Genomic DNA, 17,592 nt, shown 5'->3' on the forward strand with positions numbered 1-17,592 from the left:
CGATCCCTCATGTTCTATATTTTCATAAGAAGTTACATAAATTTTGCTCCAGATGAAGAAATTTCATGCATCGAATGATTATCGAATATATTCATGAAAACAAAAAAAGCCTGCTCCTTGTAAGGAAACAGGCTTTGCATCTAATTTAATTCCATCATATATTTTCGTCCAGAGTAAAGTACTAATAATCCAACCAATACAGCAAATGCTCCAAAATAAAATGGAATATGCGGATTAAACCATTCGGATAATTTTCCCGCTAACCAAGGTGCTATTGCCCCTCCAACAAATCGAACAAAACTATATGCAGAAGAAGCGACAGATCTTTCAACAGGAGAGACTTCCATCACAGCCGTTGTGATCAGCGTATTGTTTATTCCGAGTAATCCACCTGACAGAACAATACATATAATAAGTACTGGAACATATTTTATTGATAACCCCATTACTAAAAGAAGTATCGAAAATAGCAATAAGACCATGTACATAACTTTTTTCGTACCAAAACGTTCTTGAAGTTTTGGAGCAATCACTACAGACGATATCGCTAAGAAAACACCCCAAAAGAAAAAGACAAACCCAATTCCGTGTGCATCTAGACCAAGAACGAAAGGTGAGAAAGCGAGTAGAGTAAAGAAACCAAAATTATAAAACAACGCTGTAAGTCCGATCGATAATAATCCTCCATGTCCCAATGCACGGATAGGATCGAGAATAGAGCTTTTCTTTGCAGGCTTTGGTACTTTGTCCAATAAAATAAACACTGCCACAAAACCGATAACCATCAAAGCTGATACACCTATAAATGGACCTCTCCAACTAATACCTCCTAAAAGTCCTCCTAGTAATGGTCCTACTGACATACCTAAACCGAGTGCTGCCTCATATAAAATAATGGCACTTTCAGTCCCACCAGTTGCCACACTGACAATTACTGCTAATGCAGTAGAGATAAACAAAGCATTACCGAATCCCCATCCAGCACGGTAACCGACAATCTGTCCAACCGTCTCCGACAGACCACCAAGCAGAGAAAATAAAACAATTATAAAAAGCCCTACAAGTAGAGTAGCCTTTGGCCCAATACGACTGGACAGCCAACCAGTAATGAGCATCATCACACCGGTAACTAGCATGTAGCTAGTAAATAATAAGGATACTTGACTCGGAGTAGCATGAAGCTGCTTCCCAATTGCTGGTAAAATGGGATCTACCAAACCTAGACCCATAAAAGCAACCATACAAGCAAAAGCTACTGCCCATGCTGGTTTTGGTTGCTTAAAAATAGATTTGAGTGAATGTGGTGGCTCTTCCACCACTACCACTGTTTTTTCTGCTGCTTCCATATGACAAAAACCCTTTCTGTATACAAATATTTCGGTTTGCTAAATTAATTATAACATACATTTTTGTAGTTTATTATTACTTCATCACGTCTTTTTATTGGAAACAATTTTCCCAAAGAAAAAAGCAAACAACAAATTCATTGTCTTTATACCACAAAAAAAGAGCCCTGATAGGACTCTTTGGTTTTCCGATCCGCCCCTTGGACTGAAGTTCAAGGGGCGGGAGTCACCTTACCATGATCACTTCATTGTGTGATCCGTAGGGTGACACATGAGACACTTTCCACATCCTCTAACGCTACACACCCTGGCACTGTTGTTACAGCCAGAGCACCTGCCGAATTCGGCGAGCGTAATGATCCCTGGGTTCTGCAAGACAACTCCTATTGGAGTCGGAGAACCTGCACTGAGTAGAACCGGTATACCGGCTCCCTGTGACAGAGGTAGTGGAGTGTACAAGGTTGCGCCTTTCCTCGCATGGAAAGCGATTTGCTCTCCATCTTTTATTATATTCTGAAATTTCATTTTACAAAAGACCTTTTTACAATTTATTGTAAAAATAAAGAATACGCTATGAAATAGACTTATTGGGGTAATACCAGCGAACATAGTCTGTGACCGGTTACGGTCATGAATGTTTTGTTTTCTTAAATTTCTTGCACCAGAATCCAATTAAGTAAATCAAAGGAATCAGTTTGATAAATAATAAGAATCCTTGAAAATAAACAGAGATAACAAAGGCATGAAAAAACATAGCTTTATTCGAAAAAATAATGGCAAGTATGTCACTGAATATAACCAAGATAAATAGGAGATATTTGCTTCCTCTTTCTCGTATGTGAAAAGCATTTGCTAAGAGTTTTGTGGCAATATAAAGTAATAGGCATAATTTAATGAATATGGTAAATAACAAAACCGTCATGGGAAATTGATCGATATTTCTCAAAAAACCTCCTGTAGTAAGAAGTCGAAGCCATTCTATAAATGAAAATTGTAGACGTTTCCCCAAATGAATTCCAAACGATAGAAAAGTAAACAACCATATCATAGTAATAACAAAAAAACCTGAGGAAACGGCTATCGCTAAAGCTATGATCGGCGATTTTTTGGTTTTAAACTCCGGTGCCAAAAATAAAAACAGAATCACGTCTCCTGTCCAACTCAACATAAATAAGGAAGAGAGGTCGATCTTATTCCAATCAAAATGGAGAACCATTCTAAGCATCGAATAGTCAAGTTCAGGTATTTTCAAAATGAACACGATACTAACAATATTAGTTACACCAATAATAAGGAAAAGAATATCGAGTACGTAAATGACTGATTTTAACCCAGGAGATACAATAATTGCTACACAAATCATCAATGCGATCTCGAAAATGTAGTTGGGGATAGTCGGGAAATAAATTGAAGTAAAAAAGTCAATGCCCTGTTGCATAAGGACTGCGCTAAATGTAAGACAATATAGAACTACCATCAAAATAAAAAATCCATGTAACTGCCTACCGAGTAGATTCTTCCCGTAATCGATCCATTCTTGATTAGGATGTAGTTTCGCCAAACAAAATACAACGTAGGATAAAAAAACACTTCCAATAAATGCAAAAAAGATGGAAATCCAACCTTCATATCCAGCCATTCGAAACAAGTCCGGCAGGATGAATAATGAAGAAGAATGGATATACGTAAAAAATAGTCTACCTAATTGTCCTGAAGAGAATTTTATTTTCATGGAATCTCCGTATATTTTACTAATAATATTTATTTTCCCCCAAAAAGGTATACACCCTACTTAACAAAAGAAACTTTCCCACATAAATCTATTAGATCTGTTCAAAAAGCACTCTCTCCGTTTGAAGACAAATGAGAAATTCAAAGTTGGAAAAAAGGTAGAATAGAATCAAGAAATCCATTCTGGTTGGTGTATATTTCTTTTTTTCATACCGCACTTATGTACAACAGATGATGAAATAGATAGGAATCCTTCCCTACTGTATCTTATCTCCCAATTTACCATCGCAGCGTTTGACAGGTACGATGATCCCGAAACAGTATGTATTCTCTTACATTACTGAATCCTAGTTTCTCCCCATGCTGGTATTCTTAATCTTGAATAGTAGGATTTTTAATCTTTCGAATATCAAATGTGCTATTTCTACCGTAATATTGAAAAAACTCCCTCCATTTTGCTGCTAGAAAGATTTTCTCATGGTGGTTTGGTTTTCAGAGGTGGGGAGAGTTTGGCGCTTACGTATATTGTGACCTCTATATCCATAAGCTACCCATTAAATACTATTGTAAAGGAGCTGTGTTATTTTGAAATGGTCATTTAAAAACAATCATCCATCCATTAAGAATGATGGATCAGAAAAACCAAATGATCATCCTCCAAATACCCCTTTACTTGAGTATATACGCATAAAATTAAACTTTTGTTCTGACATTAATTACCATAGAATTCAAATAACAGATGAATTACATTGTACACTTGTTTATTTTGATACGATCATTGATGGGAAAGTCTTGAAAGAGTCTATCTTGACGCCTCTTGTAAATCAAGTACAGACCAATCAAGACATGTACTCACTAATTACCCAAATTAGAAATGGATCTATTTTTCCTCTTCAGTTAGAAATTATGGATGATCCAGATAAAGTAATCGCTGCTATTTTAGAAGGTAATGTAGCACTATTCTTTGAAAAACTCGATTTTGTTTTTCTCTTTCCAATAAAAGATTATAAAAAAAGGGCTATTACTGAGTCAAAAACTGAGTTGGTAGTAGAAGGGCCACAGGACGCCTTGATCGAAGATTTAGATTCCAATCTATCATTGCTTCGATCTCGATTGAAGCATCCTAATTTTAAAGTAAAAAATCATATTATAGGCGAATTTACCAAAACATCCATTTGTATTCTCTACATAGAAGGCTTATGCCAACAGGATCTCTTAGAACAAGTAGAAAATAAATTAAATCAGATTCAAATCCAAGGTGTATTAGGGGTAGGTTACTTAGCAGAATTTTTAAAAAACACTTCTTATTCCCCTTTCCCAGAGATTCAATATTCCGAACGTCCCGACACCATTGTAGCTGCATTGCTGGAAGGAAGAATTTCTATGCTTGTAGATGGTGTTCCCATTTCGATGATTGTTCCAGTTACTTTTGCCTCCTTGCTGCAAGCTGCTGAAGATTATCATCAACACTATATTATAGCCACATGGATTAGATGGATACGTTTCCTGTTTGTCACTGTTTCGTTTTTGACGCCTTCTGTTTATGTAGCCATTGTTACATTTCACCCTGAAATGATACCTCCAGATCTGCTTACTACAATCGCATCTGCGAGGGAAGCGATTCCATTCCCTACATTATTGGAAACATTGATCATGGAAATTACTTTTGAGGGCTTACGTGAAGCTGGCAGTCGTGTCCCGAAACCAATTGGTCAAACGATATCAATTCTTGGGGCAATCGTAATTGGCCAAACCGCTGTGCAGTCCGGAATCGTTTCTTCTCCAGTCGTAATCATTGTTTCCATCACGGGGGTTGCATCTTACATTATTCCTCATTATGAATTAGGCCTAGTCTTTCGCTTGCTCCGTTTTCCCATTTTACTATTAGGAGGATTCTTGGGGTTATTTGGAATCGTACTTGGTATACTTCTACTCTTGGGTCATTTAGTTAACCTTAGCTCTTTTGAGATTCCCTATATGAAACCTTTTGGCCCCTTTGATTGGCAAGGAATGAAGGATACATTAATACGATCTTCATGGAAGAAAATGAGACACGGAAATCAATTTTATACAGATAATAAACAGAGGCAGCGACCATAAAATGAGAGTAAGAAAAATGACCATTGTAATAGTTTTAGTTTTATTTACATTTTTTTTGTCAGGTTGTGGATGGGGTCAAGAACTCAATAATCGTACATTTGTCACAGGAATTTTTATCGATCAATCCGAATCACCTAACCAAGTGGAAATCACCATAAGTTCGCTTCTCCCGAATAGACTAGGTTCCACAATTCAATCAACAAGCAATCAGGGAAAATCCTATTCATCTGTTACTAAATCGGCTAAAACTATCCCAGAAGCAATCGATAAAATTCAAATAGATCTTAGCAGATCCCTTACTTGGGGTCATACGAAAGTTATTGTGATTGGAAAAAAATATGCAGAAAACAATGGAGTATCTCCTTTGTTTGATTGGGTTGCCCGAGACCCTTCCTTTTTTATCAAAACTCCTATTTTTGTGGCCTCAGGAAAAGCTAAGGATGTGATCAGTATGGCCCCTGTGTATGAAAACACCCCTTCAGAAGTACTTAGTAATGTAGCGAGACTGAATATGACTTTCACATCGACGATAAGGGATTTTCTAATCGGTACTATTCAAAACCAAGGAGCCACTACTACTTATCTCTCTTTGAGTAAAACACCTTTAGTAAGTGAAGAAAAACAGTTAAGTAAATGGACAGGAATACAAGGGGGCGCCCTGTTTTCTTCTAACAAAATGGTGGGAACAATCAATGAAACACAGGTGAAACTGCTTGCATGGGTTAGCAATAGGCTTAGAGAGAAAATTACGGCACCCGTTTTAGTGGTTTCAGTAGGGGAAGAGAATAAGTTTATTAATATTGGATTAAGAAAATTTAAAAGTTCAGTTCGTCCAATTTTGCAAAAAAATCGAATTCATTACCACTTCAACTTGGCTGCCGAGGCTGAAATTGTATCAGGAGATATTGATTTGCAGGATTTAAAAGAACCAGATTTCTCAAGAATAGAAAACCAAATCAAAAAAAAATTATCGAATGAGCTATTTAAAGCTTTAAAGAAAAGTCAAAGACTTCAGGCCGATGTACTCCAATTAGGAAATCGCTTGGAAATATACAATCCAAAAAAATGGGAAGAACTAGAGTCTAGATGGAAAAATATTTACCAAAATCACGTAGATTTTGCTATAGATATAAAAATACATCTGCAACGGATCGGGGCAATGTCTGCTCCACTTACTTCTAACGAAGAGTAAGCGTCCATAGCCCTCACCGAATACACAGGTGTGGGCTTGGATCTGATCCCCGTCTTCAGTTGTTACTGTCCATAAATGAATCAAATGATTCATGCAATTGATACTCGGTATACTCAGTTTGGAATAGGCAGATGCAAAAAACCTTTCTTCAAATGAATGAATAATGGAACGAAGAAAACAGATCATCATCCTCCTACAAAAGGAAAAAAAACAAAAGAACACATATTTCTAAAAATTAAAATAAATGGAATCTACTTTGCGGGTAATGACACGTTCACTGGTATTACCCCTTATTAACATTTGAATTTTTTGCTTTTGATACATAAAAAAGCAAGGGATTTATTTCCCTCACTTTGCATTCAACTAAAATCCTTTATTCACTCTTTTGGGCTTTCTTTTTTTCTTTGAGTTCTGCTAGTCTCTGTTCAAATTCAGGCCGATATGGATTTAGTTCCGGCCGATCACTATTGAGCAACTTTTCTAGTTTTCGTATCATTTGTTCTTCATCTTTACCTTCATAGTCTAATAAGTCAAAGAACTTTTTATCGTCCATTCTATCAGCCATTGATAACACCTGTCCTTCCCTGTGAAATCTCATACTCCTCAAAACCTTAATAGCCATTTTATCATAATGAGCAACTTTTTTTGTTCCATCAAACACATTTTAAAACGAATTTTATCTTTCTTATTCTTTATATGATTTCTCTTTTTCTTATGCCCGATCACTTTTGTAGAATATTTCATATTTTATAATGGGAGTATTTTGTTTCCCATTACTCATAATTCATCTGTAAATTGAATAAATTGCCTTAGGAGGTGAATGACAATGCCATTGCTCTTATTACAACTTTCTCTAATTGTCATCTTTATTCATGCTGTTTATCATGCTGTTCTTGATGTTCAAAATGGGTTAAAAACATTTTCTGATTGGATTGAATTCCTGTATCAACTTGCTATTGCGGTTGCAGCTGTTTGGTTTTATTATGCATATACGTTTTGACAGTAAAAAAATGCAATTCTCCTTTTCGGAGAATTGCATTTTTTATTGATGTACAATAAAATATTTCAGAGTTCGCATACGAGCAACAAAAGCTGCACGATCCTCAAGATCAAGGTTAAAATATCTGCAAGAATCATCTAAATGCTGAATAAATCGATTAAAATGATCTTCGGTTACACCTAAGTTAGTATGGGCAGATTTTAAATTCGCACCATTATATGATCTTTTTGAACCTAGTATGTAAGACATAAACAATACTTGGTGTTTCCGTAAAACATTCATATCTACGCCTACAAAATAAGACGCGAGTTCCGAGTCACTCAATATTCGATTGTAACAATCATTCACTATCGCAGTTATCGTTTGAACCCCATACTTATCATATAGAGTAGATGCAAAATTGCTTAAGGGTTGCAATAAACTTCCCTCCAGAGACTTGAAATACAGTTAGAAATAAATATTTATGAAAACAATACAATTATACTACTGGCCTACAAAAAAAGAAACGGATAAAGCGGTATCCGTTTCTTTTTTAGCTCTTACAGATCATTAAAATCTAAAGAACTCGCTTTTGTATAATTGGTCACTTTTTGTTCAAAGAAATCTGTTTTGGTTGCATTTAAGTTAGAGAAACTCTCTACCCAGCGCATCGGATGTGCAGTGATTTCTGGATATAAGATTGGAAGACCTAACCGACCTAATCTTTCGTTAGACAGGAATTTAATATATTTCTCAATTGTCTCATTGTTTAAACCAGCTATTTGATTTGCTGTAATATATTGACCCCATTTAATCTCGTGTTCCACTGCTGTTCGAGTCATTTCCCTTAGTTCTTCTTTAAAGTTGTCATCAAATAAATCTGGATTTTCATTTTGCAACTCTTTAATCATGTTTTGAAAAAGAACAACATGGGTTAGCTCATCCCTTTGGATATATTTGATGATTGTTGCAGTTGCAGTCATTCTACCCTGACGTGCTAGTGCATAGAAGAAGGAAAATCCACTATAAAAATACAAAGACTCTAAAAGGAAGTTAGCCATACAGGTACGAATAAATTGTTTATCATCTTTCTGGTGAACGAATTGCTCGTACAAATCGGCAATAAATCGGTTACGTTCTAATAAGTGTTCATCATTGCGCCACTCATCGTAAATATTTTCACGGGTTTCAGGAGAACAGACACTATCCAAAATATAACTGTATGATTGGGCATGTATCTCCTCTTGAAAAGCTTGAATATTCAATAAAGACGAAACTTCTGGTGCAGTTACATACTCATTGATGTTCGGCAAGTTTTCTCCTTGAATGGAATCCAAAAAATTAAGAAATGAAATCGTCTTATCAAAAGCGTGTCTTTCTGCTCCTGTTAATTGTTGAAATTCTTTAGCATCACTTGCTAAAGGGATTTCTTCTGGAATCCAAAAGTTGTTTAGCATGGTACGATATAACTTATGTGCCCAATCATATTTGATGCGATTCCATTCCCTAAGATTCGTTGTATTACCATTGATCAAGCGCTGTGTGCCACGTTGGCCTGATTCATTAAATATTTTTTTTCGATTTAGTTTTTCCATTTTTATGCTCCCTCTCTTATGACGAACAACTTACACATTCTTCAATTTCAACAGATTGGTTTCGAACATAGTAGACTGTTTTTAATCCTGCTTCCCATGCAGTGATATACAACTCTAAAAATTCTTTTGCATTAGTTTCTGGAGTGATATATAGGTTAAATGATTGAGATTGGTCAATATGCTTTTGTCTCTTTCCAGCTGCTTGTATGCTGTACCACTGATTGATTTTATGTGCTTCTTTGTAATACCAAGTGGTGCTTGGAGATAGATTCGGTGCTGTCTGGGGAATAGAAGCACCACGTTTTTCTTCTACAAAATACTTAGCATATACCGGATCAATCCCAGCGGTCGAACCTGCGATAAGTGAAGTGGAGCCAGTAGGTGCCACTGCAAAAACCCAAGCATTTCGCATGCCATTTTCTTTAATTTCATTTTCTAATTCTTGCCAACGTTTACTTGTATAGTTACGACGTTCAAAGTACTCTCCTGTTTCCCACTCACTACCCTCGAATACAGGATAACTTCCTTTTTCTTTTGCTATCTCCATAGAAGAACGAATGGCTTGATATGCCAGCTCTTCAAATAATTTGTCCGCTTCTTCTAGATGTTCTTCCGATTCCCATACGATCTGATGTTGAGCAAGATATTGATGGTATCCACTTGTTCCGAGTCCAACAGCCCGATATTTTTTATTAGTACGTTCTGCTTGTTTAACAGGATACATATTCAAATCAATGACATTATCCAACATTCTCATTTGAACAGGAACTACTCGGGCAATATCTTCATATGTACGAACCTTACCCAAGTTTATGGAGGAAAGATTACATACTACAAAGTCACCAGGTTTCTGCTTTGTAATAATTACTCCATCTTCTAACTCTTCACTTACTAATTCAGTAGGTGCCATGTTTTGGCAAATTTCTGTACATAAATTAGATGAATAGATCATACCTTGATGCTTATTTGGATTTGCTTTATTAACCGTATCACGGAAAAAGAGAAAAGGAGTTCCTGTTTCAAAGGCACTAACCATCACACGCTTCATGATATCAATTGCAGGAATTTCAATCTTTTCAATCCCTGGATGCTCCACACATGCCAAATAACGATCTTCCCACTCTTTCCCGAAATAATCTTCTATGGAAAAGCCCATTACTTCCCGAACTTCATGTGGATCTAATAAGTACCAATTCTCTCTTGTTCTCACCTTTTCCATAAATAAATCTGGAATACAGACACCTGGAAAGATATCATGTGCTTTTAAACGGTCATCTCCATTGTTCGTTTTTAAATTTAGAAAATCAAAAATATCCGCATGCCAAACATCTAAATAAATGGCAAATGCACCACGTCGAACACCTAATTGATCTACTGCTACCGCAGTATTGTTGTAGTTTCGAATCCATGGCACCACTCCACCTGATGCACCTTTGTGTCCACGAATTTTAGAACCTTTGGAACGCACTTTACCGAGATAAATTCCAACTCCACCACCGTACTTGGATACTTGGGCAGTAGATGAGTTTGTTTGGTAGATGGACCATAGAGAATCGTCCACTGTATCAATAAAACAAGAAGATAGTTGATGTAGAGGCTTTCCAGCATTAGCTAATGTTGGAGTTGCTACTGTTAGCTCTAAATTGGAAAGAACTTCATAAAATGCTTTTGCCCAGCGCACCCGATCTGCTTCTTTCAAAGCCAAATGCATGGCAATGACCATAAATCTCTCTTGTGGTAACTCCATTACTTGACTGCCAAATGTCCGAACCAAGTACCGATCAGCTAACACCTTAATACCAATATAGTTAAATAATTTATCTTTCTCTGGGAAAATCGAGCGCCCTAATTCTTCGATTTCTGCTTTTGTATAAGTATCCAATAAATAAGTGCCATATAACCCACTATTTGTTAAGGTATGTAACAAAGAATAAAAATCGCCATAAGAGCTTGTTTCCATATAATTTCGGTTTGCTGCAGCCTGTTTGTACAATTGATAATGAAAAAGACGAGCTGCTACAAACTGCCAATCTGGTTCATCTACACTTGTTTTTTCCACTGCTACTTGTGTCAAAACAGCAAGCATCTCATCATTTGATTTTTTATTCAATAATTGGAGTCTCGCTTCCTCGATTAACTCCTCCATCGACAAATGAGGAAAATCTGCACATGCTGCCCGAACTTGCTCTTCATATGTAACTTGGTCTCTAGCCTCAATCATCTCGTTCACGTCCGATCTATATATAGTTGCTATTAGAGTATAACTCATACCATATCTTGTGGAAAGACGAAAATTGAACGAGAAAAATCTCTTTTTGTGTGCAAAATCAGATTTACCGTTTAATATGTAACTCAATCTCTTTTGTTCATCTTTTTTTAATAGTTGACGAAAACACAGAACATAAGTTTCTACATATATAAAAGAAAGCCTACTTCTCACACAAGAGAGTAGGCTTTCTTTTTCACTTAAAGGGATTTGCTCCAGTCATGAACCGCACTACCTTCTAAAAACCTTTCGCAATCTAAAGCTGCCATACACCCTGTTCCAGCAGCGGTAATTGCTTGGCGGTAGACATGATCTTGCACATCACCACATGCAAATACCCCTGGAATATTGGTTTCAGTGGTACCAGCTTTCACGTCTATATATCCCAATTCATCTAATTTGATTTGTCCATCCAAAAACTCCGTGTTAGGCTTATGTCCGATAGCTACAAAAATACCTTCGGTCTCTATTAGCTCTTCTTGGCCAGTTTCATTGTTTTTTACTTTTAGTCCTGTTACCCCGTTTTTGTTACGAACAACTTCAAGAGGAGTTTTATTTATGCCCCAAGTTATTTTCTCATTTGCCCGAGCACGATCTTGCATAATTTTGGATGCACGCAATTCTTCCCGGCGATGGACAATATGAACTTCTGATGCAAAACGAGTTAAGAAGTTCGCTTCTTCCATTGCCGAATCACCGCCACCTACGACAATAATCTTTTTCCCACGGAAGAAAAATCCATCACAAGTTGCACAAGTACTTACACCAAGCCCAATGTTTTCACGCTCTCCTGGAATACCAAGCAATTTCGCTGTTGCGCCAGTAGAGAGAATCAAGGACTCTGTTTGGATTTTTTCTTCACCTAGAAATAAGGTAAAAGGCCTCTCCGATAATTCTACTTTTTTGACCCAGCCTCGACGAAAAGTTGCTCCAAAGCGTTCTGCTTGTTTTCTCATATTTTCCATAAGTTCTGGACCCATAATACCTTCTGGGAAACCAGGAAAATTTTCTACCTCTGTAGTGGTTGTAAGTTGGCCACCTGGCTCAGGACCTTCAATTACCAATGGTTCTAAATTAGCACGTGCTAGATAAATTGCTGCTGTAAGTCCTGCTGGTCCGGTACCCAAAACGATTGCTTTATACATAAGATGATTATCCTCCTAGACGAAAAATAAAAAATTTCCACTCCACATTTATACCCTATTTTATAGGTAGTAAACCAGCCCTACTTTTTAAGTAATTTCCACAATTCCTCCAGTAATCTGTTTCGAAGCCTGTAAGATTATCAACTAATTGAACAAGAGCATCATCCAAAGTTCGGATAAAATCTTTTCCTATTAACACTTCATGACCTAACAAAGGGATAAGTCGAGAAGAAAAACGATAAAATAATATTGCATAATATCCAACTAGGAGTTTTCAAAATGCCTACACTTGAAGTAAACAATACCAATTTATATTACGAAGTAATTGGAAATGGAGTACCGATTATTTTCATTCATCCTCCTTTGTTATCCAGTTCTAATTTTTACTATCAGCAGCTAGAACTAGGGGAACAGTTCAAAATTATCACCTTTGATATTCGTGGACATGGCAAAAGTTCTTCTGGTAGTAAAAATCTTACATACCCCCTAATTATCGAAGATATGGTGGGATTATTGGATACTTTGCAAATCGAACAAGCATATATAGCAGGTTATTCTACAGGTGGTTCTATCGCACTGGAAGCAATGCATACACATAGTAACCGGTTTTGTGGTGGAATCTTGATCAGTGCAATGGTAAAGCCATCAGGCTTTTATCTAAAAAGCATTATTCAATTGGCTGCAATTCTTTCTAATAAGGCAACCCTTTCAATATTAGCTAAAGCCATATGCAATAGTAATTCTGACTGTATACCTACCTATCAAAGGTTATATTATGAAGCGATAAAAGGAAATCCTAATCGAATACAAGAATACTACCACTATAGCCTTTCCTTTGATTACAGTGGAAAACTTTCAAATATTGAACAGCCTTCTCTTCTTTTATACGGTGGAAAAGATAAAAATTTTCAAGCAGACAAGCAATCGCTCCAAGAAAAACTGTCAGATCATACACTCGAAATGATAGAAAATGTTACCCATCAACTTCCTACAAAAGCAGCGAAAACAGTGAATGCATCTATTGCTAATTTTATCCACCATCATGCATAATAAAGGAACAGATATAGGAGGTAAAAGATGAGTAAAGCAAAAATCACCGTTCGTGACAATGGATCTTTGTTAATACAAGGAGATTTTGAATTAGTAGATGCACAAGGGAATGAATTTGAAACGAAACCAGCTATTTCCCTTTGTCGATGCGGTTTGTCTGACAATAAACCATTTTGCGATGGTAGTCACAAAGGAAATTTCGAAAGCGTTGTCAGGGCAAAATAGTACATACAAAAAAACACCTTTATGAAAAGGTGTTTTTTTCATCCTTTGCGCATTAACAAAGTGGTTGGTAAAGTCGCAAATCCTAACTTCTCATAAAAAGCTACTTTGTCCTCTTTACAATACAGTTCTACCCGCTCAATATGAGAAGTTTCATCTATAATATTATTCATTAATTTCTTTCCTACTCCAGAGCCTCGCAAATCTTCATCCACTATCACATCAAAAATGATAGCACGGTAGACATGATCGGTCAGCACTCTTGCAAATGCTGCTAATTTATCCACTTGCTTATCCCAATATGCAAATAGCAAATCACTAGAAGCAAGCATCTTTTTTATATCTGCTAGAGTCCGCTCGCTTGTCCACCATTGACGAGTATATAGTTCATGTAACTGGGGAATTTGTTCTTCTTCCAATTGACGAAGTAATTGATAACCGGACATGTCTAACCTCCTCTGCACATAATCATATTTAGTGTAGACGATATCCACATGATTCGAACAGAGCACAAAATCTGCCATCTTATCATTCATAAAAGGAGGAATGGTATGAAACATATAAAAGTTTCTCTTATTGGTACTTTTGTTTTTGTAAATCTTGTTTTAATCCTTTTCTTATGGGAAAGAAATGCAGTCCACATAGAAAGTGATGTACCTTCGATAGCAGAAGTAAACACACCTACAACTAGAAGTGAAATCCTATCCGAGAAGGTGAAGACTACAAAACAAGGAGATTACATTGTTGAGGATTACGAAGCAATCGAAGTTTGGTATGACCAAAAAGGAAAAGAAATAAAACGAAGTCCGACTGGGGATCACACTTATTTGCGTTATTGGAATTCCAAAAAAGGAAAAGTCATCGTAGATGATCAAGGAGAATAAGAAACCAGACCAATTTATATTGATTGGTCTGGTTTCATTATATGTATCCAAGCAAAACGTCTCAATCCACTTGAAAATAAAAAATCCAACGAACCAAAAATAAGGAAATATTGTAAATTAATAATTTATTTTGATATTTGGTTCTGAATTCATTATAATGAATATGGTATTTGTAATCACCCTTTGACAGCATGGGTGACGGACTCTCTCGGAGACAATCATGACTGATCGGAACGTCGACTTCTCCAGCCTGAACCTCCAGCAGATGCAGGAGTCGATCGAGAACGTGCAGAAGGCCGTCCAGAAGGAACTGGAAAACATCCGCGCAGCAGATTCGAAGGCAAACTTCCTGGGTACCGTAGGCGGTACCGTCGCTATCGCTGTTGCGACTCTGGTCGGCAGCTCTCCCGACAGCCTTTCGAACCTGATGAAGGGATTGCTGCTTGCATCTGCCTTGATCATGATGGTGGCTGTTGTAGCCACCCAGATCGCGGTTGACCCGCGAACGAAGGGGATGTCCAACAAGATCTCCAAGGAAGACCTCAGCAAGCAGATGCTCGCGAAGAACACGACTTCGCACCTCGAAAACAAGTACGACAACCTGCTGAATGAGTGCCTCTACCTCACGACGCATGTCTTCCCGACCAAGAACAAGTGGATCAGGATCAGCATCCGGATCGGCTGGATCGGAATGTCCGTTCTGGCAGTAGCCATCGTGATTTGGTGGACCGCCCTCGTGTGAGCCACCTCCCCCGATGCTGTCAGAGGGCCGCCGCGTATCGATCTCATCGGTATGCGGCGCCTGCTTTTTATTAGGAACTCGCTCGCTGTCCCTCATCAGATGGCTTCTTTTTTGCTGCTTCTAAGCTAGCTTTTAATGCTTCCATCAGATCCACCACTTTTTCATCCCGTACTTCTTTGACTTCTACTATCTCCTCCCCTTGGATTTTCTTCTCAATAACTTCTTCTAATGCAAGGCGATATTCATCTTGGTACTTACTCGGATCGAACTCAGTAGTCAATTGTTCAATTAACTGATTCGCCATCAAAACTTCTTTTTCATTGAGCTGTAAATCTTGTGGAACATCAGGGACTAACCCAACATCACGGACTTCATCTGGATAAAAAATAGTTTCCATGACCAAACAATCCCCATAGACCCGAACAACAGCTAATGTTTGTTTGGAGCGGATCGTTATTTGGGCAATAGCTATCTTCTGTGAATCTTGTAATGCTTTTCTCAGCAGAGCATACGCTTTACTTTTTGCATCTTGCGCACCTAGGTAATATGTTTTTTGATAATAAATCGGATCTATTTCTTTGAGGTCGACAAAATCTAATATTTCTATCGTTTTCCCTTGATCAGGTAATAATTTTTCTAACTCCTCTTTTTCCATTACCACAAATCGATCTTCTTGGTATTCATAGCCTTTGACCACTTCAGACCAAGGGACTTCTTTTTTACATTTTGGACAAGTGCGCTCCATTTTGATAGGAGTTTGACATTCTTTATGCAGCGATCGAAATCGCACAGGCTTCTCTTCCGTAGCAGCGTACATTTTCACAGGAATATTGACAAGACCAAAACTGATAGAACCTTTCCACATCGTATGCATTTTTGATCATTCCTTATGTTATATTGAGCTGTTCCCAGCATGCTAATGTTTGCTCTGGCCTGCCCTCTAGCAAATGACAAACCCCTTCGTAAAATAATGGTTCTTGCCACTTTGCTGCCCTTTGTCTCGCCAACTGAAAATGCTCCATCGCTTGAGGAATTTGGCCAATTTCTAGCATCGATCTTCCTTGATGATAATATCCCATCGCCTGAACCATCGGTTTCTCCTGATCAATTAACGATTGTGCCATCTCCTGCACTTCTTCATGCCTACCTGATTTAGTGGAAATACGCATTTTCATCGCTTGCCAAATGGGTTCTGTTTTCACTTCATCCGGTAACATCTCGTAAGCTTTTTCAGCTCGCTCTGTATTACCTTCGGCAAGTTTGATCCACATAAAAGTAAAGAGTAAATCAGGATCATTCGGATATAGAGTTAAACCTTTTTTTACCCATAACTCCGCTTCTGTCTTCTTTTTCATGGTCCAATAATTCCAACTCAATCCGTGATATGCTGCACGTTTATGCTCTGAATGAGCCAATAATTTTCGATACCAGATGATAGCTTGATCAGCTTGATCCATTTCTTCATAATCATGAGCTAAAGATAACATTACTAAAGGATGGTTCGTTTTCTCTAAAGAGGCTAATCTCCAATAAGTCACGCTCTTCCATTCTCCATAATGGCGATAACAACTAGATAAATAATACATCGATTCCCAATCATGCTCATTTAACGCTAAACAATGATAAAAAGCAGGGATTGCATCCGAATATAGTTTCAAACGAAAATATGCAGCACCTAAATTAAACCATGCATCGACATTTTCTTTATCCTGTTCAATTGCTTGTTGAAAGGAGCGGATCGCAGCCGTTTCATTCCCTTGTTTTACACGAATACATCCGATCATATGATGAGAAAATGCCGAGAAAGCTGCCTGCGTAGCTGTAGCTGAAACCAATTGAAAATGCTGTAATGCCATTTCCCATTCTTTTCGATGAAATTGACTTAATCCTAAATATACACGACCTAGCAGAAAATCAGGTTCTTCCTCTACCACTTCTGAAAAAAAGCCTTCTGCTTCTTGAAACATCGTTAAACCATAATAGCCTTGCCCCTGTCGGAATTGCCGAACAACAGACTCATCTAACCAAAATTCCTCTTCTAACTCTATCTCTTCTTCACCAGATAATTCAGGATGTTCAGCTGTAATCGCTGCCATTTTATCTTCTATTTTTGCCCATGTTTCCAATAACAAATGAGAAGCCTGTTTTAACTCAGAAAAACGTTTCCGCCATTTACATTTGTCGTCAGAAGAAGAATGAGGATATTTTTTCTTTATTTCGTCAATCTGATCTTCCATTTCTTGAAGCCAACTTTCATAAATCATTACTTACCCTCCCGTACAAACTACTGATTATAAGAAAGTATCTCCTTTATGAAGAAATGTATGCTGCTTGTTTGTT

17 protein-coding genes are annotated in these 17,592 nt (G+C 37.4%); 7 read left to right on the plus strand and 10 right to left on the minus strand.

Going from position 1 to position 17,592, the window contains the following annotated elements:
- Positions 1-140: 140 nt before the first annotated feature.
- Complete coding sequence (locus AC5WOF_RS13705) at positions 141-1,346, minus strand: MFS transporter (RefSeq protein WP_496050506.1); 1,206 nt, start codon at positions 1,344-1,346, stop codon at positions 141-143.
- A gap of 628 nt (positions 1,347-1,974) precedes the next feature.
- Complete coding sequence (locus AC5WOF_RS13710) at positions 1,975-3,078, minus strand: GerAB/ArcD/ProY family transporter (RefSeq protein WP_496050507.1); 1,104 nt, start codon at positions 3,076-3,078, stop codon at positions 1,975-1,977.
- Between the two features lie 584 nt (positions 3,079-3,662).
- Between AC5WOF_RS13710 and AC5WOF_RS13715 the strand changes: the two genes are divergently transcribed.
- Both AC5WOF_RS13715 and AC5WOF_RS13720 read left to right on the plus strand, forming a co-directional pair.
- Positions 3,663-5,177: a spore germination protein gene (locus AC5WOF_RS13715; RefSeq protein ID WP_496050508.1), complete on the plus strand. Its 1,515-nt coding sequence runs from the start codon at positions 3,663-3,665 to the stop codon at positions 5,175-5,177.
- A gap of 16 nt (positions 5,178-5,193) precedes the next feature.
- Entirely contained in the window at positions 5,194-6,369 is a 1,176-nt protein-coding gene (locus AC5WOF_RS13720; protein ID WP_496050509.1) for a Ger(x)C family spore germination protein, read from the plus strand.
- A gap of 373 nt (positions 6,370-6,742) precedes the next feature.
- Here AC5WOF_RS13720 and AC5WOF_RS13725 read toward each other — a convergent pair whose 3' ends face one another.
- Positions 6,743-6,934, minus strand: a complete 192-nt coding sequence (locus AC5WOF_RS13725; protein ID WP_496050510.1) for a hypothetical protein — start codon at positions 6,932-6,934, stop codon at positions 6,743-6,745.
- A 261-nt stretch (positions 6,935-7,195) separates the two neighbouring features.
- On the opposite strand from AC5WOF_RS13725, the gene AC5WOF_RS13730 reads away from it, so the two are divergent.
- A complete protein-coding gene (locus AC5WOF_RS13730; protein ID WP_496050511.1) occupies positions 7,196-7,369 on the plus strand; it encodes a hypothetical protein in 174 nt (57 codons plus the stop codon).
- 42 nt (positions 7,370-7,411) lie between these two features.
- Here the strand turns inward: AC5WOF_RS13730 and AC5WOF_RS13735 are convergent, their stop codons facing one another.
- From AC5WOF_RS13735 to trxB, 4 genes are all read right to left on the minus strand, one after another.
- Positions 7,412-7,786 (minus strand): group I truncated hemoglobin, encoded by a 375-nt coding sequence (locus AC5WOF_RS13735; protein ID WP_496050512.1) that lies wholly within the window; start codon positions 7,784-7,786, stop codon positions 7,412-7,414.
- A 122-nt stretch (positions 7,787-7,908) separates the two neighbouring features.
- Positions 7,909-8,943 (minus strand): ribonucleotide-diphosphate reductase subunit beta, encoded by a 1,035-nt coding sequence (locus AC5WOF_RS13740; protein ID WP_496050513.1) that lies wholly within the window; start codon positions 8,941-8,943, stop codon positions 7,909-7,911.
- Positions 8,944-8,959: 16 nt separating this feature from the next.
- On the minus strand, positions 8,960-11,164 hold the full coding sequence (locus tag AC5WOF_RS13745; RefSeq protein ID WP_496050514.1) for a ribonucleoside-diphosphate reductase subunit alpha: 2,205 nt from the start codon (positions 11,162-11,164) through the stop codon (positions 8,960-8,962).
- 245 nt (positions 11,165-11,409) lie between these two features.
- Complete coding sequence (gene trxB / locus AC5WOF_RS13750; protein ID WP_496050515.1) at positions 11,410-12,354, minus strand: thioredoxin-disulfide reductase; 945 nt, start codon at positions 12,352-12,354, stop codon at positions 11,410-11,412.
- 279 nt (positions 12,355-12,633) lie between these two features.
- On the opposite strand from trxB, the gene AC5WOF_RS13755 reads away from it, so the two are divergent.
- Complete coding sequence (locus AC5WOF_RS13755) at positions 12,634-13,404, plus strand: alpha/beta fold hydrolase (protein ID WP_496050516.1); 771 nt, start codon at positions 12,634-12,636, stop codon at positions 13,402-13,404.
- 27 nt (positions 13,405-13,431) lie between these two features.
- Positions 13,432-13,629: a CDGSH iron-sulfur domain-containing protein gene (locus tag AC5WOF_RS13760; RefSeq protein ID WP_496050517.1), complete on the plus strand. Its 198-nt coding sequence runs from the start codon at positions 13,432-13,434 to the stop codon at positions 13,627-13,629.
- A gap of 38 nt (positions 13,630-13,667) precedes the next feature.
- Here the strand turns inward: AC5WOF_RS13760 and AC5WOF_RS13765 are convergent, their stop codons facing one another.
- Complete coding sequence (locus tag AC5WOF_RS13765) at positions 13,668-14,072, minus strand: GNAT family N-acetyltransferase (RefSeq protein ID WP_496050518.1); 405 nt, start codon at positions 14,070-14,072, stop codon at positions 13,668-13,670.
- A gap of 105 nt (positions 14,073-14,177) precedes the next feature.
- Here AC5WOF_RS13765 and AC5WOF_RS13770 point away from each other — a divergent pair, with 105 nt between their 5' ends.
- Positions 14,178-14,510 carry a hypothetical protein gene (locus tag AC5WOF_RS13770; protein ID WP_496050519.1) on the plus strand — a complete coding sequence of 111 codons (333 nt, stop codon included), beginning with the start codon at positions 14,178-14,180 and terminating at the stop codon, positions 14,508-14,510.
- Positions 14,511-14,730: 220 nt separating this feature from the next.
- Positions 14,731-15,252: a Pycsar system effector family protein gene (locus tag AC5WOF_RS13775; RefSeq protein ID WP_496050520.1), complete on the plus strand. Its 522-nt coding sequence runs from the start codon at positions 14,731-14,733 to the stop codon at positions 15,250-15,252.
- Positions 15,253-15,322: 70 nt separating this feature from the next.
- On the opposite strand, the gene ku is transcribed toward AC5WOF_RS13775, so the two are convergent.
- Both ku and AC5WOF_RS13785 read right to left on the minus strand, forming a co-directional pair.
- Complete coding sequence (gene ku / locus AC5WOF_RS13780; RefSeq protein WP_496050521.1) at positions 15,323-16,126, minus strand: non-homologous end joining protein Ku; 804 nt, start codon at positions 16,124-16,126, stop codon at positions 15,323-15,325.
- Positions 16,127-16,139: 13 nt separating this feature from the next.
- On the minus strand, positions 16,140-17,516 hold the full coding sequence (locus tag AC5WOF_RS13785; RefSeq protein WP_496050522.1) for a tetratricopeptide repeat protein: 1,377 nt from the start codon (positions 17,514-17,516) through the stop codon (positions 16,140-16,142).
- Between the last annotated feature and the right edge of the window lie 76 nt (positions 17,517-17,592).

It is taken from the genome of Shimazuella sp. NTD250 (genome assembly GCF_059510375.1).